At 46.0% G+C, this 25,462-nt stretch carries 15 protein-coding genes; 6 read left to right on the forward strand and 9 right to left on the reverse strand.

Features of this window, described 5'->3' with window-relative positions; genetic code table 11:
* Positions 1–410: 410 nt before the first annotated feature.
* Positions 411–683 (forward strand): HU family DNA-binding protein, encoded by a 273-nt coding sequence (locus dnm_RS16785; protein ID WP_207678067.1) that lies wholly within the window; start codon positions 411–413, stop codon positions 681–683.
* Positions 684–757: 74 nt separating this feature from the next.
* On the opposite strand, the gene dnm_RS16790 is transcribed toward dnm_RS16785, so the two are convergent.
* The 8 genes from dnm_RS16790 to dnm_RS30960 all read right to left on the reverse strand — a co-directional run bounded on the left by dnm_RS16790 (position 758) and on the right by dnm_RS30960 (position 9,597).
* On the reverse strand, positions 758–1,036 hold the full coding sequence (locus dnm_RS16790; protein WP_207678068.1) for an acylphosphatase: 279 nt from the start codon (positions 1,034–1,036) through the stop codon (positions 758–760).
* Positions 1,037–1,085: 49 nt separating this feature from the next.
* Positions 1,086–3,149, reverse strand: a complete 2,064-nt coding sequence (gene ligA, locus dnm_RS16795; protein ID WP_207678069.1) for an NAD-dependent DNA ligase LigA — start codon at positions 3,147–3,149, stop codon at positions 1,086–1,088.
* Positions 3,134–3,874, reverse strand: a complete 741-nt coding sequence (locus dnm_RS16800) for a nucleoside phosphorylase (protein WP_207678070.1) — start codon at positions 3,872–3,874, stop codon at positions 3,134–3,136. The genes ligA and dnm_RS16800 overlap by 16 nt, the downstream gene beginning before the upstream one ends.
* A gap of 908 nt (positions 3,875–4,782) precedes the next feature.
* The gene (locus tag dnm_RS16805; protein ID WP_207678071.1) at positions 4,783–5,049 is read right to left on the reverse strand and encodes a hypothetical protein; all 267 of its coding nucleotides are present in this window, start codon (positions 5,047–5,049) and stop codon (positions 4,783–4,785) included.
* Positions 5,050–5,067: 18 nt separating this feature from the next.
* On the reverse strand, positions 5,068–7,155 hold the full coding sequence (gene glyS, locus dnm_RS16810) for a glycine--tRNA ligase subunit beta (RefSeq protein WP_207678072.1): 2,088 nt from the start codon (positions 7,153–7,155) through the stop codon (positions 5,068–5,070).
* Positions 7,156–7,224: 69 nt separating this feature from the next.
* Positions 7,225–8,094, reverse strand: a complete 870-nt coding sequence (glyQ, locus tag dnm_RS16815) for a glycine--tRNA ligase subunit alpha (protein ID WP_207678073.1) — start codon at positions 8,092–8,094, stop codon at positions 7,225–7,227.
* Positions 8,095–8,533: 439 nt separating this feature from the next.
* Positions 8,534–9,274 (reverse strand): GHMP family kinase ATP-binding protein, encoded by a 741-nt coding sequence (locus dnm_RS30955; RefSeq protein ID WP_337833619.1) that lies wholly within the window; start codon positions 9,272–9,274, stop codon positions 8,534–8,536.
* Positions 9,217–9,597, reverse strand: coding sequence for a hypothetical protein (locus dnm_RS30960; protein WP_246556018.1), 381 nt, complete (start codon positions 9,595–9,597; stop codon positions 9,217–9,219). The genes dnm_RS30955 and dnm_RS30960 overlap by 58 nt, the downstream gene beginning before the upstream one ends.
* A gap of 262 nt (positions 9,598–9,859) precedes the next feature.
* Between dnm_RS30960 and dnm_RS16825 the strand changes: the two genes are divergently transcribed.
* The 5 genes from dnm_RS16825 to dnm_RS16845 all read left to right on the forward strand — a co-directional run bounded on the left by dnm_RS16825 (position 9,860) and on the right by dnm_RS16845 (position 23,765).
* Positions 9,860–10,075, forward strand: coding sequence for a hypothetical protein (locus tag dnm_RS16825; RefSeq protein ID WP_207678074.1), 216 nt, complete (start codon positions 9,860–9,862; stop codon positions 10,073–10,075).
* Positions 10,076–10,563: 488 nt separating this feature from the next.
* Entirely contained in the window at positions 10,564–14,076 is a 3,513-nt protein-coding gene (locus dnm_RS16830; RefSeq protein WP_207678075.1) for a two-partner secretion domain-containing protein, read from the forward strand.
* Between the two features lie 324 nt (positions 14,077–14,400).
* Positions 14,401–18,333 (forward strand): carboxypeptidase regulatory-like domain-containing protein, encoded by a 3,933-nt coding sequence (locus tag dnm_RS16835; RefSeq protein ID WP_207678076.1) that lies wholly within the window; start codon positions 14,401–14,403, stop codon positions 18,331–18,333.
* 1,141 nt (positions 18,334–19,474) lie between these two features.
* On the forward strand, positions 19,475–21,157 hold the full coding sequence (locus tag dnm_RS16840) for a ShlB/FhaC/HecB family hemolysin secretion/activation protein (protein ID WP_207678077.1): 1,683 nt from the start codon (positions 19,475–19,477) through the stop codon (positions 21,155–21,157).
* A 265-nt stretch (positions 21,158–21,422) separates the two neighbouring features.
* Positions 21,423–23,765, forward strand: a complete 2,343-nt coding sequence (locus tag dnm_RS16845; protein ID WP_207678078.1) for a CHAT domain-containing protein — start codon at positions 21,423–21,425, stop codon at positions 23,763–23,765.
* A 459-nt stretch (positions 23,766–24,224) separates the two neighbouring features.
* Here the strand turns inward: dnm_RS16845 and dnm_RS16850 are convergent, their stop codons facing one another.
* The gene (locus dnm_RS16850) at positions 24,225–25,328 is read right to left on the reverse strand and encodes a hybrid sensor histidine kinase/response regulator (protein ID WP_207678079.1); all 1,104 of its coding nucleotides are present in this window, start codon (positions 25,326–25,328) and stop codon (positions 24,225–24,227) included.
* Between the last annotated feature and the right edge of the window lie 134 nt (positions 25,329–25,462).

Genomic DNA, 25,462 nt, shown 5'->3' on the forward strand with positions numbered 1-25,462 from the left:
TTTTCCGGCGATGAAAAACGCCTCATCCGGGAAAAAAACCAGGGGTTTTCCTCGCACCGCAATGTTTCGAGCTGCTGATAGTTATTGAAATTACAAATATAATACTCTTTAGACGGATGTCCATAGTCTTTATGAAATAAAGGTATGAACTCAGTTTCAGGGAGCAGAAAAATAAGACACAACATATCTTCCCGTACTTTGATAATAGGGGATTTTAAGAATTTGTCATTCAGAGATACGCGTCTGAAGCAGGCTAGAATAAAATAATTTTAAAAAAAGTGTTACTGGGTGCGGAATTATGTTGACATTAAAAATAAGCTACTATATTGACGAGGAGAAAAACAACAAACTACATTAATCTGAAAAACAACAAACCACATTAATCTGAAAAACAAAGGGGGTAAAGAACAATGACAAAAGCAGAATTGGTAGATAACATGGCTCAGGATGCTGGCATTACCAAAGTTCAGGCGGCTGCCGCACTCAAATCCTTTACGGATAACGTAATCGAAACATTGAAGAAAAAGGAAGGCAAGGTTACATTGGTGGGATTTGGCACATTCTCAAAAACCCGCCGCAAAGCGCGGAAAGGACGTAACCCTCAGACAGGAGATCCTATTAAAATTAAAGCATGTAATGTGGTAAAATTCAGACCTGGCAAGCACCTCAGAGATGCTGTCTAAATTTGGAGAGTTAAGGAATTGGGGAATTGAGGAAGTGAGGAACTGATTCTCAATTCCCAATTCCTGAAACACTGTTAGTAAGTGATTTCAAATCCTATGAACTCACCAGTGTAATCTTCCCAAGAGACCTCCACATTCTTAACTTTTGAGTATGGCGAACCTTCCCAGCACCACTCGATCATCGCGTTGATATCGTCTTCCTCTCCTTCAAATACAGCTTCAACTGTTCCGTTTTTCTTGTTTTTCACCCATCCGGAAATGTCGTAGTCTTCTGACGCCCGCTGGGTTTCCGATCTGAAAAAAACTCCCTGAACATTGCCGCTGATCACGACACGTGCTCTTGCCTCTGCCATTTTTTCACCTCCTGATAATTGAAAATTGAAGATGATCAATCATCAATATTTAAATTTTAATCAATTTATCTAAGTCTGATTCTCGGATAATTTCAATGCCCAGTTTTTTGGCCCGGGCGAGTTTGGATCCCGGGGATTTGCCGAGAACAAGATAATCTGTGTTTCGACTTACGGAATTGGTCATTTTACCACCTGCCGCCTCAATCATTTTCTGCGCTTCGCTTCTTGTCATGCCTTCAAGGGAGCCGGTCAGCACAAACAATTTTCCTTCCAATGGTCTGTTTTCCGGTTTTGCTTCAAAAAGAATTTCCACCCCGCTGTCCAGGATACGCGCCACTGTTTTTCGATTTTCATCCTGTTCAAAAAAATGTCTGACACTTTGGGCAATCTCAGGACCGATGCCCTCGGCCGCTGTCAGTTCATTAAGAGACGCGGAACAAAGCTTATCCGCACTTTCAAATTTATCCGCAAGAATGCCCGCCACATTTTCTCCCACATGCCGGATACCCAGGGCATAAAGAAAACGGTCAAAGGTGATTTTCTTACTTGCTTCAACAGCATTGATAAGATTTGCAGCCGATTTCGGTCCCATGCGTTCCAGACGCTGCAAATTCTCCTTATCCAGATTAAAAATATCCGCATAAGAAGATATCAGTCCCCTGGAGACCAGCTGTTCCACAAGTTTGTCACCCAGCCCCTCTATGTCAAACGCCCGTTTGGATGCAAAATGCCTGATACGCGCTTTTATCTGAGCGGGACAGTTCATGTTATTGCATCTTGAAACCGCCTCGTCCCGGTCAACAACTTCAGCCCCGCATACCGGACAGGTTTGCGGCATATTAAAGATCTGTTCCGCTCCTGTCCGCTTTGATCCGATCACTTTCACCACTTCGGGAATCACATCCCCGGCCCGCTGAACCAGAACCGTATCCCCGACTCTGATATCTTTTCGTCTGATCTCATCTTCGTTATGAAGCGTGGCATTGCTCACCATCACCCCGCCCACATTGACCGGTTCAAGCCGGGCAACAGGCGTGAGCGCACCGGTACGCCCCACCTGAACATCTATGCTCATAATCCGGGTGGTTTCCTGCACTGCCTTGAACTTATACGCGATGGCCCAGCGCGGGCTTTTGGAAGTCGCTCCCAGCTGGCTCTGAAATAAAAGATTATCCACTTTTATGACCATGCCGTCAATATCATATGGCAGATTATGCCGTTTTTCACTGAGTTCCTTATAATAGTCAAGGGTGTCCTGAATCGTGATCCCGGGCCTGATCAGCGGATTAATTCTGAATCCCAGACCCTTTAGAGCTTGCAGGCTGTCCCAGTGGGATTCAAACTCAAGATCAGTAATACGTCCTATTCCGTATAAAAAAATTTCCAAAGGCCGTTTTGCAGTTATCCGGGGGTCAAGCTGCCTGAGTGATCCGGCCGCGGCATTTCTCGGATTGGCAAACGGAGACAGATTCATACGCAGCCGTTCTTCGTTTAATTTTCTGAACCGGTCTGCTTTCATAAAAATCTCTCCCCTCACTTCGACTCGGGAGGGAATCTTCCGGCCGTTTTCCTGATTCAGCAAAAGCGGAACCGAGGGGATGGTTTTCACATTGGATGTGATGACCTCACCTCTTACCCCGTCCCCCCGTGTGGAAGCCATGACCAGTCTGCCATTTTCATAGACAAGCTCCACCGCCACCCCGTCCATTTTGGGTTCTGCGGTATAAAGGAGTTCATCTGCAACGTTTCCCTTCTGTTCCCGGAGTGTTGCCTGAGAACGAGGGGGAAGCCCCAGATTCTTTCTGACACGCTTGTCAAATTCAAGGATATCCGAATCATTAAAGCCGTTATCCAGACTCAGCATGGGAACAGAATGTGCGACAGATTCAAATTTGTCAAGAGGGATTCCCCCCACTCTTGAAGAAGGAGAGTCCGGGCTGGCAAGTTCCGGATGTGCGCTTTCCAACGCGATGAGTTCCTGCATCATTCGGTCATATTCCGCGTCCGATATTTCAGGATCGTCCAGGACATAATACTGGTAATTATGCCTGTGGAGCGCGTTTCTCAGGTTTTCAATTTTTTCAGTTACTGCCGGTTCTATATTGCTTGACATAAACTGTGTATCACCTCGGTTACAGCCACACGGCTTTGTTTGAAGCGTTCGTTCTTAAATCCGGGGTTCCATTTGAATGTTGAAAGTTCGTCAGAAACCACAAGGACCGCCCCCACTTCGACATTACGGAATTTGCCCACAGTAAAAAGCGCGGACAATTCCATGTCAACAGCCAAAACATTTTTGGTCTGAAAATCTTCGACTTTTTCACGGGTTTCCCTGTAGATGGCATCTGTGGACCAGATCACTCCCTCGCGAAACGTGATATCCCTTTTTCTCAAAGCGTCTTTTGTTTTTTCAACAATATGAGGGGAAGGCTTTGCAATTTCACTTTCATCGGCATTATAATGTTTTGAAGTGCCCTCATCAATTACCGCGCCTGAGGGAATAATGATATCTCCGATTTTAATATCATGGGAAATGGCCCCGCACCATCCGAAAAATATAATTTTCTGCGCGCCCCAGGCAATCAGCGGTTCAAGCAGTATGGCCGCGTAAGGCGCGCCGACCAGCGGACCCACAGCGGAAAAATTCCCCAGGTCATCATCACCGGTATAGAGTTTGCTCATGGCAAGATTGGTGAAATTATTTCCTTCCAGATTCATCAGGCCGGAAATAAAACGAAGGTCTGTCTCACTGCTTACCATTACAGCAACAGGTCCCAGATTCGGAGCCTTCTTTCCCTTTACAGGATTTATAATTGCGTCATTCTGAGTGTCAGTCATATTTTATCCTTAACTGTTCTTTTAATTTTATTTAAAATCATTACCTGCGGTTACATATCAGATATTAAGAAAGTGTCAGTCCCTCCGGAGTGCCAAACTTGCAGTTTGGCAATCTTTCGAATACATGGAAACCGGACACCCCTGCCAAACTGCAAGTTTGGCACTCCGGACAATTTTTTTCTTAAACTCTATAGTTACAGGAAAACATTCCTTTCGAATACACGGAAACCGGACCCCCCTGCCAAACTGCAAGTTTGGCACTCCGGACAATTTTTTTCTTAAACTCTATAGTTACAGGAAAACATTCCTTTCGAATACACGGAAACCGGACACCCCTGCCAAACTGCAAGTTTGGCACTCCGGACAATTTTTTTCTTAAACTCTATAGTTACAGGAAAACATTCTTTTTGACAATGTTTAAAGCAGAATTATTTAAGTGTAACTAAAATGATGCAACTGCTGAGTAAGACAGCGGATTCGCTGAATCGCCTACAGGGGGGAAAGAGGAGACTGCCCGAAAACTACAAGGAAGCCAGATAAGAAAAGGAAAAAAGATATCCTTACTTCTCTGAATTCCTCGCCCTTTTGTTCTTATGAAATTATAAAATCTGATAAGAATTGCAATGACTATAATGGAAAACTATTCCATCACGACACAAGGGAGGGTAGAGACAAGCACGCCTTGTCTCTACATATTTGTGTCCTGATGTACTACGCAGATTGCATTTAATAAGGATTGATTTTAATTTACTCAGGATGATTCGGCTGCCTCCCCAACTGGCTGTCAGCTCTGATTAAATGCCAATCAGTCCCTGACAAATGCCAATCAGCCCCGACTAAATGTAATCTGCGGAGTTCCGACCAAATATGCCGAACCCTTCAGCATTAATGCGGCCGGCCTCTGTATTTTACATGGGCTGCGCCAGATTTGAAAGCTCATCTTTTATTTCGTCAATCATGTCATAAAACCACATCACATCTTCTATTGAAAGCCGACCGGCCTTCATAGGCGCTCTTTCTGTCCCATCTTTTTTTAGCAAAATCCGTGGGCCGATCTGAAGTTTCGGTTCGCCGTCGCCATACTGATTAATTGAGATAATCAGCCCGGTTTCATCAGATTTCCATTTCTTCAGAACTTTATCCTTATCAGGGTCAAAACCCCCCTTTTTTGCCATAATATCCTCCTGTAAACTCTATGTTGAAATTTTTGAGAAATCAGCAAACCCGCCGAACAGGTCTGCAATATTTTTCAGCAACGCGAATCTGTTGTTGCGTATTTTTGTATCTTCGGCCATGACCAAAACACCGTCAAAAAAAGCATCCACAGTGTCACGCAACGAAGCAATATCGAGAAGGGCCTGGTCAAAAAGTCCTTTGTCCAAATCTTCTGATACTTTGTTTTTAACCGCGTTATACGCGGCATAAAGTGCGGACTCACTTTCATGCTCAAACAGGTTCTTATCCACATCCCCCACAGTCTCACCGGCCTCACCGGCCTTTCGTATAATATTGACAACACGCTTGAACGCAACAGCCAGGGGGTCAAAATCAGGCGCGCTCTTGAGATTTTCCAGGGCGCGGACCCTGTTCCGGACATTGGGCATATTGTCCACGGAAACGCTGGTGACAGACGCAATGACATCCTTTGAAAATCCCTCTTCTGCCAGAAGATGGGAAATGCGGTTTTGCAGAAAGGTGTAAACATCGCTGACAGTTTCTCCCACATCCCGGTCACGTCTTTCGCCAAAAAGCGTTGCGCTTTTTTCAATCATGGCCTTTAAGGAAAATGAAAATCCTTTTTCATGCATGATCTGAATAATGCCGATGCCCTGACGCCTAAGCGCATACGGATCCGAAGCACCTGTGGGAATCAGCCCCGCACTGAAGCATCCGCAAATGGAATCAATTTTGTCGGCAATCGCGAGAATGGCACCGGTCATTGTTTCAGGGAGTGTTCCCCCGGAATAAGTTGGGCGATAATGTTCTTCAATTGCACATGCCACGGCATCGGGTTCGCCTTTGATGCCTGCGTAAACCCTTCCCATGACCCCCTGAAGTTTGGGAAATTCAACCACCACCTGACTTACAAGATCGGCTTTGCATAACATGGCCGCCCTTGCTGCCTGTTCCTTAACTGCCGAATCCTGACCGGCCGCGTCTGAAATAAATTCAGCCACTTCCCTGACCCGCATGATTTTTTTGTACATGGACCCGAGTTTGGCCTGGAAAAGCACCCCTTTTAATTTTTCGATCCAGTCATCAAAAGACGCTTCCAAATCCCCTTTGTAGAAGAACTGGGCATCTGCCAGTCTTGCCCGGATCACCCTTCCGTGACCTGCTGCCACAAGGTCCATATTTTTTGCCTGTGTGTTATTTACCGCGATAAAGCAGGACATCAGCTTGTCATTTTCATCAATAATGGCAAAATATTTCTGGTGTTCCCGCATGGCAGTGATCAGAACTTCGTCAGGGACTTCAAGAAATTCCTCATCAAATTTTCCCACCACAGGGACCGGATATTCCACAAGGTTGTTTACAATATCCACAAGCTCACTGTCCGGAAGCACCCTGCCGCCGGCTTCCTGGGCTGCTTTTGAAATTTCTTTTTCAATAATCTGCTTCCGTTCTTCCAAATCAGCCAGAACATATGCGGACCGCAGACGCTCGATATAATCACCCGGAGTTGTCACCGTTATTGTATCCGGAGACATAAATCTGTGTCCCCGGGTGGTATTGCCGCTTTTGATATTTTCCAGGGAAAACGGGATCACATCATTTCCCAGCAGCGCAAGAATCCAATGCACAGGTCTTGCAAACTGAAGGTTCAGATCAGCCCATTTCATGGTTTTGGGGAATGGCACTGACCGGATCACATCCGGCAGGATGCCCTGAAGAAAGACGTTTGTTTCAAGCCCTTCCTCGGTCTTTGTCGCGCATAAATAGGAGCCTTTTTTTGTTTTTTTAATGCTGATTTCATCTGTGGATATACCGAGTTTTTCGGCAAATTTCCGGGCAGGCACAGCAGGTTTGCCATTTTCATCAAACCCGACTTTTTCAGGCGGTCCCATGACCTCTGTTGTCACAGACTCCTGTTTGTCTGAAACATCGGCAATTTCCACAGCAAGCCTTCTCGGAGTCCCGAAAACCCTTGCGCTGCCGTGTGCGATACGGGCATCGGTCAGTTTTTTTAAAAGCGTTGAAGACAGAGCATTCAGCGCAGGTGTTATATAACTTGCCGGGATTTCTTCTGTTCCGATTTCAAGTAATAATGAGTTGTTCATCCTCACCCCTTTGTCTTTTATAATCACATCATTGAATAACTTTTTTTAACCTTTTAAAAATACATCGGCTCACTTTTTCAACAAAGGAAATCCCATTGATTCTCTCTGATTCAGATATGCTTCCGCGCATGCCCTGGCAAGATTCCTTATCCGTGCAATATAGCCGGTTCGTTCCGTAACACTGATGGCCCCCCGGGCATCCAGAAGGTTAAAGGTATGTGAACATTTGAGACAGTATTCATAAGTGGGAAGAACCAGCCCGTCCTTAATCACCCGCATGGCTTCGGCCTCGTACTTATTGAAAAAACCGAGTAACATATCCACATCTGCTTTTTCAAAATTATATGTTGACTGTTCAACCTCCTGCTGATGGTGTACGTCCCCGTATTTTATATCCTTATTCCATTTCAGATCATAGACATTGTCTATTCCCTGCAAATACATGGTAATGCGCTCAAGACCATATGTGAGTTCCACGGAGACAGGATGCAGTTCAATGCTCCCGGCCTGCTGAAAATAGGTAAACTGAGTGATTTCCATGCCATCCAGCCAGATTTCCCATCCGAGACCGGACGCGCCGAGGGTGGGGGATTCCCAGTCATCCTCAACAAACCGGATATCATGCTCAAGGGAGTCTATTCCCAGAACCCTCATGCTTTCCAAATATAGCTCCTGAACATCAGCGGGAGAAGGTTTCAGGATGACCTGGTATTGATAATAATGCTGAAGCCGGTTCGGATTTTCACCGTAACGGCCGTCCGTGGGCCGTCTGGAAGGCTGCACATATGCCACTTTCCATGGCTCGGGGCCAAGGGCCTTTAAGAGTGTTGTGGGATGAAATGTCCCGGCCCCGACTTCCATGTCATAAGGTTGAACCAGCACACATCCCTTTTTTGCCCAGAATTTGTTTAATTCTAAAATAACATCTTGAAAATACATTTTTTTTCACCTTTTTTGTCAGTGGTCATTGGGTTTAAAGGTTAAGGGTCTGAGCTTAAGGGTTAAGGAAAAAAACGCTATGTGCAAGTTATAATGCCACGAAGGCACAAAGACACGAAGTCTCACGAAGATTCTTTGTGTGAGCCGAAAACGTAAACCTGCTTTCGGAGATTATAAAGGCACAAAGATACGAAGTCTCACGAAAGTTCTTTGTGTTTCCCTGTATTTCTTTGTGTGTCTTTGTGGCTTCGTGTCTTTGTGGCATTAATCTGTCTGTATTCTCTTTGGTTAAAAAAAAGTTGCACATGGCGTGAAAAAGCTGAAATTTTTATATTTCGCTACGGTGACGGGCTATGATAATTCTGATACCTAACACCTGCCCCCTCACCTTAACCCTTAACCTTAACCCTTAATTCCTTAACCCTTAATCCCTTAACCCTTAACACTCCAATCCCTCTGCATCTGTTTTTATATTGAGCAGACAGGCACCGTCTCTTTTTGAAAGAACTTCTTTCCATACTTTCCTTAAACTGTCAATATTTTCAGTTTCACCCATGGCCCATATGCAGCCGCCCCCGCCCGCGCCTGTGAATCTTGCTCCGCAATTGTTTTCAATGGCCGAACTGACCAGGTTTTCTCCTATTTCATCAAGCACATCAGGGGTCATCTGTCTTCTCAGAGCAACTTCCCTGTTCATCATTTCAGAAGCGTCTTTAAAATTTCCCTCTGACAGCGCGTCCGTAAATTTTTGGGTGCAGTTAACAATCTCAGTCCAAAAATCACGGTATTTGCCTGAGAGAAATTGCCGAACCCATCTCTGGTTAATGTTTTTTGATTCATGGGGAATGCCGCAATATGCCAAAAGCAGATGCGTTTCCAACTCGTCAAACGCGTGTTTTTCAACAATGGGTTTCTGCGTGAAAACAGGGCCTTCAACTTTTCCTGACCAATACCACGCGTTCACGCCGCCATACACGGCAGCCAGCTGATCCTGAAGCCCGCAGGGCACGCCTGCCACACTTTCCTCAAGTCCGTGCGCAAGCCTTGCCGTAGTTTCAGGGGAAAGCAGTTTCACTTCCTTTTGTCCGGAAATGCCAGACCCGGCTTTGCAAAGGGCGGCAATCAGTGCGACCGCCGCGACAGATGAGCCTCCCAGCGCACTGCGCGGGGGGATGACGATTCAATATCAATATGAACCCCCTCTGCCCCGAAATAGGCGGCAACAGCAAACATCAGCCCCAGGGGATGATCAAAGCGCGCTTGATCAAGGGAATATTCCGCGCTTTCAAACCCCTTTGAAGAAACTTTTATCATGCCTTTATGATAAGGAAAAAGCCGCACCCGTGTCCTCATGTTCAGGGCAATATTAAAGGTGCAGGGACGAAGTCGCCGGAGCGGATAATAAAAGGTGCTGATATCCAGGGTTCCGCCCATGTCAATTCTGCACGGGGCTGACGCCTCAATCTGTTCTGATGCCAGAATATCTGTTAAATTATGAGACATATATTGTTTCCAATCTTTTAGGATTTCAGGCTTTGAAAATTTTCAAAGTTTCAGTGATAGATTATTTGATTCTGTTTCGTCAAGCCTTTCTTCAGCACACAGGAAATTTCCGGATTTTCACCTCTGATACCCAGTAAAATAGAATTTTGTATGGAACCCGCTGAATCAGGAGTGTTCCCAAATCTGTGCGACTTTTTTTGTTTTTAATTTAAAAAATATGATATAATAACAAGATGATATTGAACAATGCTCTGAAAATATCATGGCCGTGAAAAAATCAGCACAACTGCCTGACAAGCTGGCATTTATGTCTTTATCGGTTTCGTGCTTTTTATCCAAGGAGGAAGGAGGTGAAAACCCAAAATTTTCTGAAATCATGACATTGGAAAGTGAGAAACAGATTCAGGCTAAAAAATCAGCTATAGATGTTCAGAAAAATAATTTCAGTAAATCAAAATTAAATTCAATTTATTTTTAATTGCTTAAACTCGATAATCAAGTTTTTTTGATCCGATCTGGCAGGGTCCCTTGTCATTCCTGCGAAAGCAGGAATCCACAGTTCCTGAAGACGTCGCATCTGCCCAAAATGGATTCCTGCTTTCGCAGGAATGACAAAAAAACTTGATTATCGAGTTAAAGGAACTATTTCTTGAAATTTAATTTGTGAACATCTATAATCCTAGTTTCAGGTTCAATGAAAATAACTGATTTGATTATAACGGATTTAGGGGAATGCTGCAAATATGCCGCCCCCACAGGGCGTTACAGGCCTCCCCAAAATCCGTTATAATCAGGAAAATAATTGTCCGGAGAATGTCAGAATAGGCTTTCAGACGGGTATATTATTTTTCAGGGACTTTTTAAAAGGCATGCGGTTTGATATCAGATTAGATAACATCTGATAAATCCGGCAGATAGAAGCTGTATTACTTTCATTTTATGATTCACTTTAAGGAACATATTCAAATGAAAAAAAAATATACACAATTAATTATCGCTGTTTTATTGGGGATGAGCATTCTTGTTTCGGTTCATGCGGATGTCGTGACTGACGGAACCATAGGTAATACCGGCGCGCTGAGTTTGCAGGGGCCTGTTTATAAAATTAAAGCCGAATACGGAAAACAGGCCGGTGCAAATCTGTTTCACAGCTTTCAGCGATTCAATATCAATACCAATGAAACCGCCACCTTCAGCGGACCCGCTTCGGTTCAGAATATCATCAGCCGTGTCACAGGAGGGGAGGCATCCCGGATTGACGGAACATTGCGTTCTGAGATTTCCGGAGCAGACGTATATTTGCTGAATCCTGCGGGTCTGATGTTCGGAGCAAATGCCCGACTGGACCTGAGCGGTTCGTTTTATATGAGTACGGCAGATTATCTGCACATGGAAAATAATGAGCGGTTTTACACTGAATCCTTTGAAAATGATATCTTATCTGTTGCCACACCGGCCGCTTTTGGTTTCCTGGACAATGACGCAGGCATGATTTCAATCGAAGGCAAAGGAGAACTCTCCTCTGATATCTGGGAAGAAAACGAGGAAAGCTGGCGAGACTGGCGGAACAATAATCCTGATTTTTCTCCCGGACTTGCGGTTCCGGAGGGTGAAATGATCTCCGTGATTGGCGGAGATATTGAGATAAAAGGCACTTTTTTTGTTCCTGAGTCCGGTATAACAGATGCCACTGTGGGATCGAATCTTAATGCTCCCGGGGGACGAGTCACTCTGGCGGGTGTCCGGTCCGCGGGCGAAGTAAAGCTTACAGAAACCGGTTCGGATGTGTCTGCGGAAAAACTGGGAGATATAACCATGTCCCGGGGGGCAAAAATTACGGTCAACAGCAGTGGCGATGATGACAACGGGAGCGGAGCCGGAAGTGTTTTTATCCGAGGGGGGATGTTTGTTTTGGACAAATTCAGCCAGATTGAGTCCTCGCCAAACCATGAAAATGGTCAGGAAATTGCTATACGGGCAGATAACGTGTTTTTGCAAAACCGCGGCAGAATTGACGGTAATACAGACGGAACAGGCAATGGCACAAATATAACCATTGAGGCTTCGGAAACAGTTAAAATCAGTAACAGCGAAATTAAAAACGGCTCTTTCTGGGAAGAAGCCGATGCCGGGGAAGGCGGTACGCTCTCCATTAAGGCAAAAGACATTACAATCACAGAATCTTCAGGGCTTGGCGGGCAATCCTACGGGGCAGGAAAAGGCGGGGATATAAATATCGAAGGTTCTGAATCGGTTCATATCTCTGATAACGCCACGGTGTCAACTTCCGCGTTACAATACAGCACTGACCGGGCCGGAAATATAAGCATTTGTGCGCCCTCTCTGACCATTGAAACCCGGGCAAAGATTGAAAGCTCGTCAGAAGGTGTCGGCACCAGCGGAAATATTGCCATTCATGCAGGTGACATGCAGCTGAACAGCAGCGGTGAAATCTCTGTCCGGGCACGGGAGACAGGCAACGGGGGAAATGTGACCATCTCCGGGCATGATCCCGCGAAGGACGATGATTTTGCAGATTCAGTCATACTGACCGGCCAGGGCAGTGTCATTCGCGCGGACACAACCGGCAGCGGCAATGCAGGAACAGTTTCAATAACCGCAAAAAATTTGTCCCTTAAAGATAACGCATCTGTGATCACCTCGGCATCGGATACCGGAAACGCGGGCAATATAACACTGAGGATCGGAAATATTGATCTCAGCGGAGGTGCTTCCGTTGTTTCAAAAAGCGAGTATCCTGATGCGGATATTTATACTGTGGATGATATCGAAGCACTGGATGAAGTGGCTGATCTGGCTCAGGATGGTGATATGGCCATTGTGCAGGATGCCGGAGAGGGGATTCCCGGAAGCTTTATCTGGTTCTGGGAGTGGATACCTGTTAAGGAACAAGTAGCGTCTGTTGCAAATCTAACGGAAAGGGATGATCTGGCTGACTCGGCTGAAGCAGGTGAGGTTGTGCGGGTGGAAGACCTCGGGAGCGGGGAACCTGCAATTTTTGTTTCTGACGGATGGGGAGAATGGGTAAGACTTAAAAATGTCTATACGGTTTCTGATATTACAAAAAGAGAAGCGGTCGTTGCTTTACCCGGGGATGTGGTTCAGACGGTTTCAGAAAACGGAACCGTAAACCGACTGACCTATACGGGTGAAAAATGGATCAGCGGTTATAAAAACCTTTACACAGTTGCCAATATTACAGGACGGGACAGCCTCTCCGCACAAACCGGTGACGTGGCAAAAGTTGAGGACGCGGGGGACGGGATCGCGAAAAGTTTTATTTATGACGGGGAAAAGTGGATAAAATTTTATATGACCGGCAATGCAGGGACCATTACACTTAACGCGGATGACACGGTCGCGCTGGAGGATGATGCGTCCTTTAGCACGGCAAGCACAGGCGGTGTTCACGCGGGCATGATAAATCTGGATGCAGGCACCCTGAAACTCAGCGACGAGGCCTTTATTTCTTCAACAAGTGAGGCCATCGGTGACGCGGGTATGATTCACATCGGCTCAGAGGGGACTGTCACTTTGGAAGATGACACGGCTCTGACCACCGCGACATCCGGTTACGGCAAAGCCGGTAATATAACACTGGAGGCTGTCCGTTTTGAACTCAGCAACAGGGCATCTGTTTTATCCGCGAGCAAATCCGCGGGCAAAGGCGGCGATGCCGGTACGATTTCCATTCATGCCCTTGATGCTGTGTATATGAAAGACAACAGTTCTGTCAGTACTTCAACTCAGGGGGAAGGAAATGCAGGCAATATAAGTATGGATGTTGCGAGGATTGAACTTGGCAACGGTGCTTCGGTTTCCTCATCCAGCAATGCCGCAGAAAATGGCGGGACCGCGGGTTTGATCAATATCAGCGCCAAAGACGCGGTTCGTTTGTCAGACGGAAGTTCCCTGACCACTGAGGCCGTAAATACGGCAAGTCCTGATGAGACAGATGACAAAATGAACGGTAAAATGACCATTCAGGCCGGAGACCTGCTTTATTTGTCAGACAGCGAAATTACCACCAGTGTTAAAAGCGGACAGGGGGACGGCGGGGACATAGAGATTGGCAATCCGCAATTTGTCATCCTGAACCATGGAAAAATCAAAGCCAATGCTTATGAAGGACAAGGGGGCAGCATCCATATTGTTTCGGATCAGTTTATTCAATCTTCCGCCAGTATTGTTTCAGCTTCATCACAACTTGGGATTGACGGCTCTGTAGAAATTGACGCCCCGGATGAGGATGTCAGCGGCGGTCTCACGATCCTGCCTGCGAACTTCCTGGACGCGGCCCGTTGGATGAAAACACCCTGCACAGCGAGAACCGGAGAAAAAGTGAGTCGTTTTGTGCTAACCGGACCAGATGCTCTGTCCAGTGTTTTTGATGACTTACAGCCAAGCCCGCCCATGTGGCCTGATATGTGGCTTGATAATTCCAATAAGGAAGAATGATGAAAATAAGAAAAAAGAGTATTATCATAACCAAAGTCATGATTTTTACCCGGGACAGCCCTGTCCTCAGTTTGATGCGTGGAGATATACGGTTTGGTTAAGAAAGTAAGTACCTGAGCAAAAGTTTTTCATACATCTTTTTTTCTGTGAGCGGCGGAGAAACCCGGCTTTTTCCGTCTCGGGCGAGAGGTCATTCCGGGAAAAAAAGCCGGGTTTCTTCCCCGGGCAAATATCGAAAACTTATGGATAGGTACTTAAAGGTTAATTTAAATATCCTCCGTCCTTGGGCTGTTTCAAGGATGAAGAGGAAAAAGGAAAATTGTTATGAAAGCAAAAAACAAGATTTTCATCGTAATCGGAGCATTGCTTCTGTGTTTGTGCTTTTGGGGCGGCCCGGCATGGGCTGATCCATGTAATCCGGATGACCCTGATTATGACCCGGCGGCCATTTGTGACCCCTGTGAATCATACGATCCGTGGACGGATGATCCCTATGATATCGAGTGCGGTCCTTGTTATTATGATTCAGATGATATTTATTGCGACCCTTGTAATCCCGGAGGGTATGTTTACAATGCGACCAATCCTGATTGCGGTATTTATACCGGAAAAATTCACGGACAGGTGCTTCTGCCTGATGAATCTCCTGTACCATATGCCCAAGTTTATGCTTACACGGCCGACTATTTCCACAGTGCCGATGTTCAGGCAGATGAGCAAGGTAATTTCAGCCTCACTGAGCTGGCCGAGGCTCTGTGGTTAATTTATGCAGTACCGCCTTATGAGGATGACACATACAGCGCATACAGCGTTTCCGAAGAGGCGGACCTGGAAATCGCAGAAGGTGAAATTCTGACGCTGGACGGGCCGCTGGTGCTGACACGTCGTGATACTGATACCCGCGGAACCGGGAAGATCACAGGTATGGTAACAGATTCCCTCGGCAATGGCGTGCCATATGCCCAGGTTTATGCTGATAATACTGACTATTCTGATTCAGCATACACCGAGGCAGGCGAGGACGGGAGTTTTACGCTTACTGATTTGGCTGACGACACTTGGATTATCCAGGCATGGCCCCCTGATAATGAGGACTATTCAACTTATGACGGGTCCGAAGCCAAAGAAGTCACAACGGCCGGCGATACTGTGGCACTGGATACCTCGCTGATGCTGATGTCCTCTGATCTCGTTACCTTGCAAATTGAAGGACAAGTCACCCTGCCTGACGGAAGTCCCGTGTCAGGTGCCTATGTTGAGGCTGAAAGCGACGATTATTTCGGTTATGCTGATACCGAGACGGATGAGAACGGCAATTTTTTACTGACGGATTTATATGAAGGGACATGGATCATTTATGTTTATCCCTCTTCCGAAGACAAATATAATGCTTACAGCTCACCCGAACCGAGAGAAGTGTATGTTTCTGCCGGAAACTCTCCGGAACCCATTAAAATAGAATTGCCGGCTCCTCTCAAAAGTATTTCCGGCACGGTGATTCATGAGGGAGAAACAAAACCTGCTGTGGAGGTTGTAGCGGTAAACTGGGACGCAGATGAATTCAAATCAGTCCTCACTGATGACAGCGGTAATTTTCAAATGCAGGTAAATAGCGGCGAATGGGAAGTCTGGGTAGAACCGGGGGAGGCTACGGAGTGGATCGCGCCTGAATCAGAATGGGTCGCTTTTTCCGATGATGCCGCCGGAGATGCGGAAGAACTGACCATCGCCCTGGGTGCGCGGGATAATCTGTTCGGTTCCCTGAGTGGCAAGGTATTGGGTTCTGATGGTAATCCGCTCACCAGCGACAAAGAACGTAATAAGGCTGTTACCATCGAAGTGTTTGATTTGATGAGCCAAACTTACTATGAAACCAATTTGAATGCCCAGGGAGCGTTCTTTCTGTCCTTACCCCCGGGAACCTATGAAATGGCGATATCGCTTGATCCCAGGAAATATCCCGGATATATGACCCCGAGCTTACCGTGGTTTGATATTGAAGCCGGAGAGGAAAAGGTTTTGGATGATATTCGCTTGGAGACCCGGGGGATATCTGTCCGAGGCACTGTGAAAAACGCCGCGGGGGAGGGTGTTTCCGGAATTTTTGTGGATGCTTGGCAGTTGGATGGCGAAGAGTGGTTTTATACCCAGACAGATGCCAAAGGCAACTACAACATCAGACTGTCTTCCGGAATATGGGTGATAGAGCCTTATCCGGATGAAAATTCCGGCTATATCTTCACGGGTTCGCCGCAGGAAGTGGAGCTGTCCGAGGACCATTCGGAACGGATTAATTTTGTATTGGAAGATACTGGTCATACCATCACCGGCACGGTTGAGGATACGGAAGGAAACCTGCTGACAGATGTGAATGCATGGGCCTACGCCCGTCCTGAGAACAATCCGAGCCCTGTCTCCGACGCCCTGGTGGAAAATGGTACGTTCACGCTAAATATTCCCGCAGACATAAAAGACACACTTCAGATCGGTCTCTATCTCCATCCGCGAAGTAAGTATTCTCTTGTGGAAGAGACCACGTATTCAAACAGCCGTTCATCGTTTAGGGCGACAAAGGCGTTGAATACAGCCGAAGCCGCCATCAGGGAGATGATCCCCTATGAACAGTCTGTAAATATGGAACAACGCTCTGCCAGAAATAACGGGTCGGTCAAGATCAGGCTGACAACGAACAAATCCTTTATCCGCGGATATGTGAAAAACGCCCTGACCGACGAAGCAGTGACAGATGTTTCAGGGGTGATCTTTGCCACATCCGGCGACGCGAGCGGTGCCTTCCAAATGGCTGAAATTGACACCAGCGACGGCAGTTTTGAAGTATCCGTGTCAGGAGGCACATGGCATCTGAGTTATCTCCTCGACACAGGGAATTACATACCCAGTCCCACTGAACCGATTCAGGTCACGGTGGTTAAAAATGAGCAGGCCACCAAGGATATTGCGCTCATCCCCCTGGAAGACAGCGTCTCTGGCCAGGTGGTGGATCCCTACGGAAATCCGGTGTTTAATACCTGGGTGGAGGTCAGGGCCATGGAATCTGGAAAAATCATCCATGAATATCAGGTCAGTACCGGATCAGATGGTGAATTCAATGCGCTCATACCAGCAGCAACGGGAAATCTGAGAAGCTGTACATACAGAGTTTGTGTGACCACTGCAAAGGCGAACTGCGGAGGAACAAGCAACTCATGCTTCAAAGAGAGCAAACAATGGTGTAAGGATAATTGCGGTCGAAAGAGAAACTCCTCTTTGGAGGGATTTGTCCTGGAGCTGCGTGAGGCGAATATTTACTTGGAAGGAAACGTTTTAGATGAGGACGGGAAGACGCCTGTAAAGGGAGCGTTTGTTTCAGCTTACAGCGGAGATGGTCAGAAAGCCGACGGTTACACAGATGAAAATGGCATCTATCGTCTGCAAATAGCGCCCGAGGATGATACTGAGGGAAGCACTTGGAAACTGAGCGCCACCTACAAACAGGCAGGTGATACGACCAACTATCGAAGTGATGAAAAAACGGCTGACACATCGGGAGGGGTTGACACGGTCGCAGGACCGCAACTTGTTCTGAAGCGTATGGGGAAGCTGCCGCCATCGGAAACCCATGAATTTGGTGTGGAAGAGGGCTGGAGTTACACACTTTCCGATGGTACCCAGGTTCAGATTCCCGCGAATGCCATACGCACTTTGAAAAAAGAGGCCAAGATCACCATCGAACCCCGGATCAGCGGACTGCCCAGCAACGCGAATTATCGCACCATCAATTACGGATATGATATTGTTCTCTACGAAAAGGGAACGGCCAAGGAAATCGCTGAAGACTTTAGTGAGGATGTCCTGCTGACTCTCCGTTATACTGACCAGCAGATATCGGAGTCAGGTATCAATGAGGCCAATATTCGCCCCGCATATTTGGTGGAAGGGACCAGTTCCTGGAAACTGATAAAGAATTTTACGCTCGACAAGGACGCCAACAAAATCACTTTTCCCACGGATCATTTTTCCACATGGGCACTGGTGGCTGCAAACACTGAAAATACATCTGTCTCCCCTGATATAGAAGCCGGTGATGTGAATGGTGACGGAAATATCGGACTGGGGGACGCGATTCAGGCTTTGCAGATTTTTACAAAAATGTCATCCTCTGCTGCTTATAAAGAAGCCGATATTAACGGAGATGAGAAGATCGGGTTGGAGGAAGTTATTTATATTTTCAGAAAACTCATGGAATCCAAATCGTAAAGCAATTTTTTCACTCTCCTGATCCTTCTCTTATCAGCCATTTCCGTTAGTTTCTGACGCGAGATGGCTGATAAGAAGGGATATTTTTCTCTCCTGCTCCCTTTTCTTACAAGCCATTCCTGTAATTCTGATAATTTTTTATAATTTTCTAAAAACAACACCACAAAAAACTTGCTTATATGAATGATTGATAATATATAAAATAAATTTTTTAAGAAAATATTCGGAGAGGCATAATATTCGATTTTTTCTGAGGGATTTAGGGGATGGCCGATTAAGCCCTGTAAGGGCGGCATATTTGCAGCAACAGGTTCGCAGGCCCCCCGCCAAATCCCGCAGGGGGGCATGTTTGCCTGCCGTCACAATATGTCGCCTCTGCGGGGCTTTTTACCGGCCCGCATGATGAATTCTACAAATATGCCGCCCCTGCGGGGCTTTTTACCGACCTCCTCTAAATCCGTTATCATTATGATTTTTTTAATAAATCGGTTTGCTGAATAATTTTTTTTGTTTTTTTTTGTACCACAGAGGAGGTGAGCCTTGATTTAAACGAGGGAGAATCTGTGTCCATATGACCTGTTTCTCAGTTTAAACATGTTGGTATTAAAAAATATTTCCACTAGTCTGGACGGACGAACAGCAGTATGATGCTTTTATAATTAATTTTATCAATAAAAGATGTTATCAAAAACAAGGTGTGCGGAACTTGCAGTTTCAGCAGATCGAAAAGTTTCCGGACTGTATGCGGGACTGCAAAGAAACCCGGGGGTTTTCTCAGGACAAGGGCCCCTCACGGCCGTAAAAAACCGGGTTTCTCCCATGTCCGTCGTGTCCGCTCTGTGACAGCCCGGAAACTTTTCGAGCTGCTGAGTTTGGCAAATTGAATCCTTGCCGGGAGGGCGGCGAACTGTGAGACTGTGAGTTCGGCACGCCGGAAGTCGGACTGTGTATTTCCAATAATCAGCAGATCAGAAGTTTTTCGTGACAAAAGGAGTGCAAAAAACCGCTTCGCTCTATTTTTGCACTCCGGAAAAGAAAAGATTTTCGACCTGCTTATGATATCCGATAAATAAGTGGTTGAGAGAAAGGCAACCTTCAAAATGTATCGTTTTCGATCAATTTTGTAAATCAGGTGACTTATTTGAAAAGAGGATTGACAATAGTGCTGATCATGAGTGTTTTTTTTATTTGCACAGGAACGGCCGCTTCGGAAGATTCCTCGCCGGCCGCAGAGATTTCTGACCAGGCTCAGAAAGCTCATGACCAGACGCCCGCTGTTTTGCCGCCCATTGAAGAGAATGAAACCCAGTTGTCCTCTGTCGGAAAAGTATATGTGAAAAAATTTAAGTTAGAGGGCAATGCAATTTTTTCTGATGAGGACCTGACCCCGATTACCTCGCCTTATGAGGGCCGTGAAATAACCGCTGAGGAGTTACAGGAAGTCAAAAACAAGTTGAGCGGCTATTACTATGTGAACGGATATGTCAACTCCGGAGCGATTATTCCCGACCAGAAAGTGGAAAATGGCATTATTCTTTTGAATATTATTGAAGGAAAACTTTCTCAGACAGAGATTTCCGAAAACACCTGGCTTCGCACCGGCTATATTCTCAGTCGGCTGGACCTCGCAACAAAAGACGGGAAACTTCCGTTTAATGTCAATGTCATGCAGGATCATTTAAAGCTTCTGAAACAAGACCCCCGTGTGAAAAATATTCACGCGGATTTCGCTCCCGGGCTTGAACGGGGAGAGGGGATTCTTAACGTTCAGGTGGAGGAGGCAAGACCCTATCATTTAACGCTCAGATTTAATAATCATAATTCCCCCAGCATCGGCCCCTATCGCGGCGAAGCGGAACTTCAGCACCTCAACCTTACCGGCTGGGGGGATTCTCTGACTGCCCAGTATGCCCTGACCGAGGGTCTGGATGATTATTCAGTGAACTACACCGTCCCGCTGACCCGCCGGGATACAACCCTCTCGTTTGATTTTGACCGTTCTGAATCGGTTGTCGTGTCAGAAGCCTTTGAAGAGTTGGATATCAAAAGTGATACCACAACCTATGCAGCGGCATTACGCCATCCCTTTTACAAGAGCCTTTCCAGCGAATTTGCAATGGGAATCAGATTTGAAAAACGCCATACAGAAACATCCCTTCTGGGAAGAGGTTTCGCTTTTCCTGATTCAGGCGCGGACGAGGAGACAGGGGAGACTGACTTCACCATGATACGTTTTTCTCAGGAATGGGTGAACCGAAGTCTTGTGCAGGTGGTCGCTGCCTACTCAAGTGTGAATATGGGAAATGTGGACGAAGGAAAATATGAGGGCGGATTTTTCACCTGGGTGGGACAGTTCCAGTGGCTCAGACGCCTCAGACTGTTCAACAGCCAGTTATTATTCAGCCTTAATATGCAGCTTTCCGACAGTTCGCTTATCTCTGCTGAAAAATTTGCCATTGGCGGGTCATCCACCGTCCGAGGCTACAGAGAGAATCAGATGACCCCGGACAACGGTCTGACAACATATCTTGAATGGCGGATTCCTGTAATGCAATTGAAAATACCGGGCCTGAGCAAAGGACCTAACGACGGAACTTTTCAATTATGTCCGTTTTTTGACTTTGGCAAAGGCTGGAATACCGAGAGTAACGACCCTGATCCGGATAATATTTACAGCGCCGGAATCGGAGCCAGGTGGTCCGTGAACGAAAGGATATCCGCTGAAATTTACTGGGGAGAATCTCTGAAAGATGTCGAAGAATCCGGTGAATACGATATCCAGGATGATGGTGTGCATTTTCAGATCAATGTGGGGCTGTTTTGAGAATTGAAAATTGAGAATTGAAAATTGAAAATTAAGTACCTGATAAAAAGTTTTTTATATATTTTTTTTTACGAACAGCGGAGAAACCCGGCTTTTTCCGTCACGGGCCGCGAATCCTTCCGGTAAAAAAAAGCCGGGTTTCTTCTCCGGGAAGATATCGGAAACTTATGGTTAGGTACTTAGGAATTAGGAATTAAGAATTGAGAACCGAAAACTCGATGCATTATATCATTTTCAATTTTCAATTCCCAAACGAGGGTGGCATATGAACAAAAAGTATATCTTCATTTCTATCTTCATTTTTTATTTGTTTTTTTTATGTGTTACAACAAACGCTATGGGTGCGGATACTGCTGTAAGACAGTTGATTGCCAGGGGAGAAGCGTTCTTTCAAAAGGGCGATTTTGAACATGCGGCACTGTCCTGGGAGCAGGCGTTAGGTCTTTCAGATTCAGAAAAAGAACCGGGAATATATTTGGACACAGCAACGCATCTGGCAAATGCTTATCAATCCCTTGGATATCACCGAAAGGCGTTGACACTTCTTGGCTCTGTTCTCACCATTGTTGAAAAAAATGACGATCTGTCCCGTAATGCTTTGTTTTTCAACGGCCTGGGAGACCTTCATCTTTCTCTCGGCAATATAAAACAGGCCGCGGATTATCTGACCAAAGCCATGGAGAAAGCTCGTTCGGCAAAAAGCCCTCATGTTTTGGCAGTTGTTTTAAATAATGTGGGAAATACGCTTTCTGCAAATGAAGAATATGAAAGCGCAATAGCGGCATATGAGGAATGTCTCAAAGTGATTCAGGAACTTGAGGCATCTGAGATGCCTCAGATGTCCCAGAATTTTGAAATACCTGATCGTTTGAAATCAAAGGTTCTGATGAATTCGGCCCGTGCCGCGTTTCTGAGTCATAAATACAAGGATAGTGCGTCAGCATTGGCCTATGCCCTGACGGAGATCAAAAGCCGGCCGGATTCCCGAAGTAAAGCATCGGATTTCATTTCTTTGGCGCTGCTTTTTCGAGAAACTGAATGGCATCCGGAGAAGCCTGACAATGACCTGAAAACTAGCGTTTATTACGCTTTAAATGAGGCAATGCGGATCGCCAAAGATATTCGTGAGCCTTGTATTAATTCCTACGCTTACGGATATATGGGGCAGTTATATGAAGATGAGGGCCGCTATTCGGACGCCATGAAACTGACCCGAAGCGCGATATTTTTTGCCCAGCAGGGAAATTTTTCTGAAATTTTATATCTCTGGCAATGGCAGATGGGAAGATTATTCAAAGCCAAAGGCGATATTAAAAATGCGGTCAAGTTATATAAAGAAGCCATAACGACACTGAACCCCATTCGTCAGGAATTCTTCAGGGGATTTCGCATCCCGCGGGACGCATTTAATGAAAAGGTAAAACCTGTCTATCTGGAGCTTGCGGGACTGTTACTCGGTCAGGCTGAGAAGATAAAGGAGGAGGCATCCAAAGAAAGCAGACTCAGGGAAGCCAGAGACACGATGGAGCTTCTGAAATCGGCTGAATTGCAGGACTTTTTCGGAGATGAATGTGTCACAGCCCTGCGCAGAAAGGATACCAAAATGGATCGCTCTCCGCCTCATACTGCCATGATTTATCCGATTTCTTTTCCGGACAGGCTGGTATTATTGCTGACGCTGGCGGACGGTCTGAAACAGGTCATCGTACCGGTTGACGCTGTTCTTCTCAGACACGCAGTGACACGATTCCGCAGGCAGCTGCAGATCCGTCCGAATAACCGCTTTTTGCATGACGCACGCCGGCTCTACAACTGGCTGATACGTCCCATTGAGTCTGAATTGATCATCCGCAAGGTGGACACTCTGATTGTCGCACCTGACGGCGCGTTTCGTCTGATCCCCTTTTCCACACTGCACGACGGGGAACAATTCCTTGTGGAAAAATACGCGATCGGGACCATCCCAGCGATAACCCTCACTGATCCCAAACCCATGGATCAGGAAAATATTGAGATTCTTCTCAGCGGTCTTTCCGAAGGCGTGCAAAATTTTTCTCCGCTGCCCAGCGTGCCGGCAGAACTGCGGGATATCAAGGCGATAATGGGGGGCAAAGTGGTGTTGCAGGATGCAGAATATACGATTGATAATCTGACCCGGGAATTTAAAAGCAAGGCATATTCTGTTGTCCATCTGGCGACTCACGGCATCTTTGGCGGCAGTCCCGGGGAAAGCTTTCTGCTAAGTTACGACAGCAGGCTGACCATGGACGGCCTTGAGCGACTTATCGGCCTCGGAAGATTCCGGGAACAGCAGGTTGAATTACTGACCCTGAGCGCGTGTCAGAGCGCTCTGGGAAATGAGCGTGCCGCGCTGGGGCTTGCCGGTGTCGCGGTGAAAGCAGGCGTGAGAAGTGCTGTCGCGACATTATGGTTTGTGGATGATGAGGCCACGTCTTTGGCAATACGCGAATTTTACCGGCAGCTCAGGCGTCCTGATACTTCAAAAGCAAAAGCCCTGCAAAATGCGCAAAAAAAACTTATTTCCCAACCGAGGTATTGGCATCCTGCTTACTGGGCTCCGTTTTTGCTCATTGGGAATTGGCTTTAGTTCCGTTTTTACCTGGGGGGAAGAAGTTTTCAAGGAGTTATTAAATGCTGAATTCCATAAATAAATGTCCGGACGGAATGAACAGTAATTTTATGTGATCCGAGCTGCCGCCTTCGCCACAAAGACACAAACACACGAAAAAAACACAAAAAAATTTCATGAGACTTTGTGCCTTTGTGTCCCGGTGGCAAATATAAGTACCCTGTCAAAAGTTTTTTATACATCTTTTTTTCTGTGAACGGCGGAGAAACCCGGCTTTTTCGTTCACGGGAGGCGGATCCTTCCGGGAAAAAAGCCGGTTTTTTCTTCCGGGCAAATATCGAAGACTTATGGTCAGGTACTTAATTTACCTGATTTTGCGCAGTCGCGGGCTGAGTCATGCGGAACAGATTCGCAGTCTGTTCAGGCACAGTTTTAAAAATTGCGCCGCAACTCGGACATTATTTATGGAATTCAGCACTAAGCCAATGGTTCAATTTTTAATCTCAGTTTTATTTCAGTGCCGTGATCCCGGGGATGTTCTTTTTTCTGCTTTGAAAATATTTCAATCGCGCCGCCATAAGCCTTTATAAATTTTTCGATGAGAGGCATTCCGAAACCTGTTCCGGTCTCTCCGTCCGTACCGGCCCGGCTGGTGGCTTTGCTGACATCAAAAAGATCATTTAACAATTTTTCAGACATGCCAATTCCGAAATCCCGGATGGAAATTTCAGCGTAATCCTCTGTCTGTCTGGCTTCAACGATTATTTTTGAATAATGATAAGAGAATTTCAGAGCATTGGTAAAAATATTATTCATAACAGAATTGATAAAAGACGCTCTTTCCGCAATAATATTCAGATATGCATCAACATTAACCTCCAGTTCAATCTGTTTTTCGGAAAACCTGTCACTGAGCAGAAAGTATGATTTGGCGATTGCTTCAGACAGATTGATAACTTCCAATTCAAGTTTGTGATCTTCCAAAGCTCGCATGTTTCGGACAAGCTGAATAGTATCTAATCCGTTCTCAGCTGCGGAAATGAGGTGTTCTTTAAAGTCTTCAAACATGGAATAATCTTCTATCATATTCAATGCGGAAATCATTCCGTTAAAAGGATTGGAGAGATCATGGCAGAGTACATGAAGCAGTTCTTTTCGTTCATTACTTGCCTTTGTTATTAAATCTTTACTGAATTTAAGGTCCAGATGTGTGCGGACTCTTACTAACAGTTCTGTTGACTTAAATGGCTTGGTAACATAATCCACCGCACCCAGTTCAAACCCTCTGACGATATCTTCCGTATCCGTCCTGGCCGTCAGAAAGATAATGGGAATATCTTTTGTCTGCTGAGATGCCTTCAGCCGTTTACAGGTTTCAAACCCGTCCAGTTCGGGCATCATAATATCCAGTAAAATAAGATCAGGAATAATTTTCTCGACAACTTTCAGAGCCTGCAAACCATTTCCGGCAACATTGATCCGATATCCCTTTTGTTTTAATATTGTCCCCAAAATCTGAACATTTTTAGGCGTATCATCCACTATCAGAATCCGGGCATTTTGTTCCTGCTGATCATTCATGTTTTTCCTCTCCTGTAAATTTGAAACTTGAAATTTGAAACTTGAAATTTGAAACTTGAAACTTGAAATTTGAAACTTGGGACAGCAGCTACAACTATAATGCCCTTGCTGGCCTGGCTAATCTCTGTCCCTTG

This window comes from Desulfonema magnum (assembly GCF_017377395.1).
Classification (GTDB): domain Bacteria; phylum Desulfobacterota; class Desulfobacteria; order Desulfobacterales; family 4be13; genus Desulfonema_C; species Desulfonema_C magnum.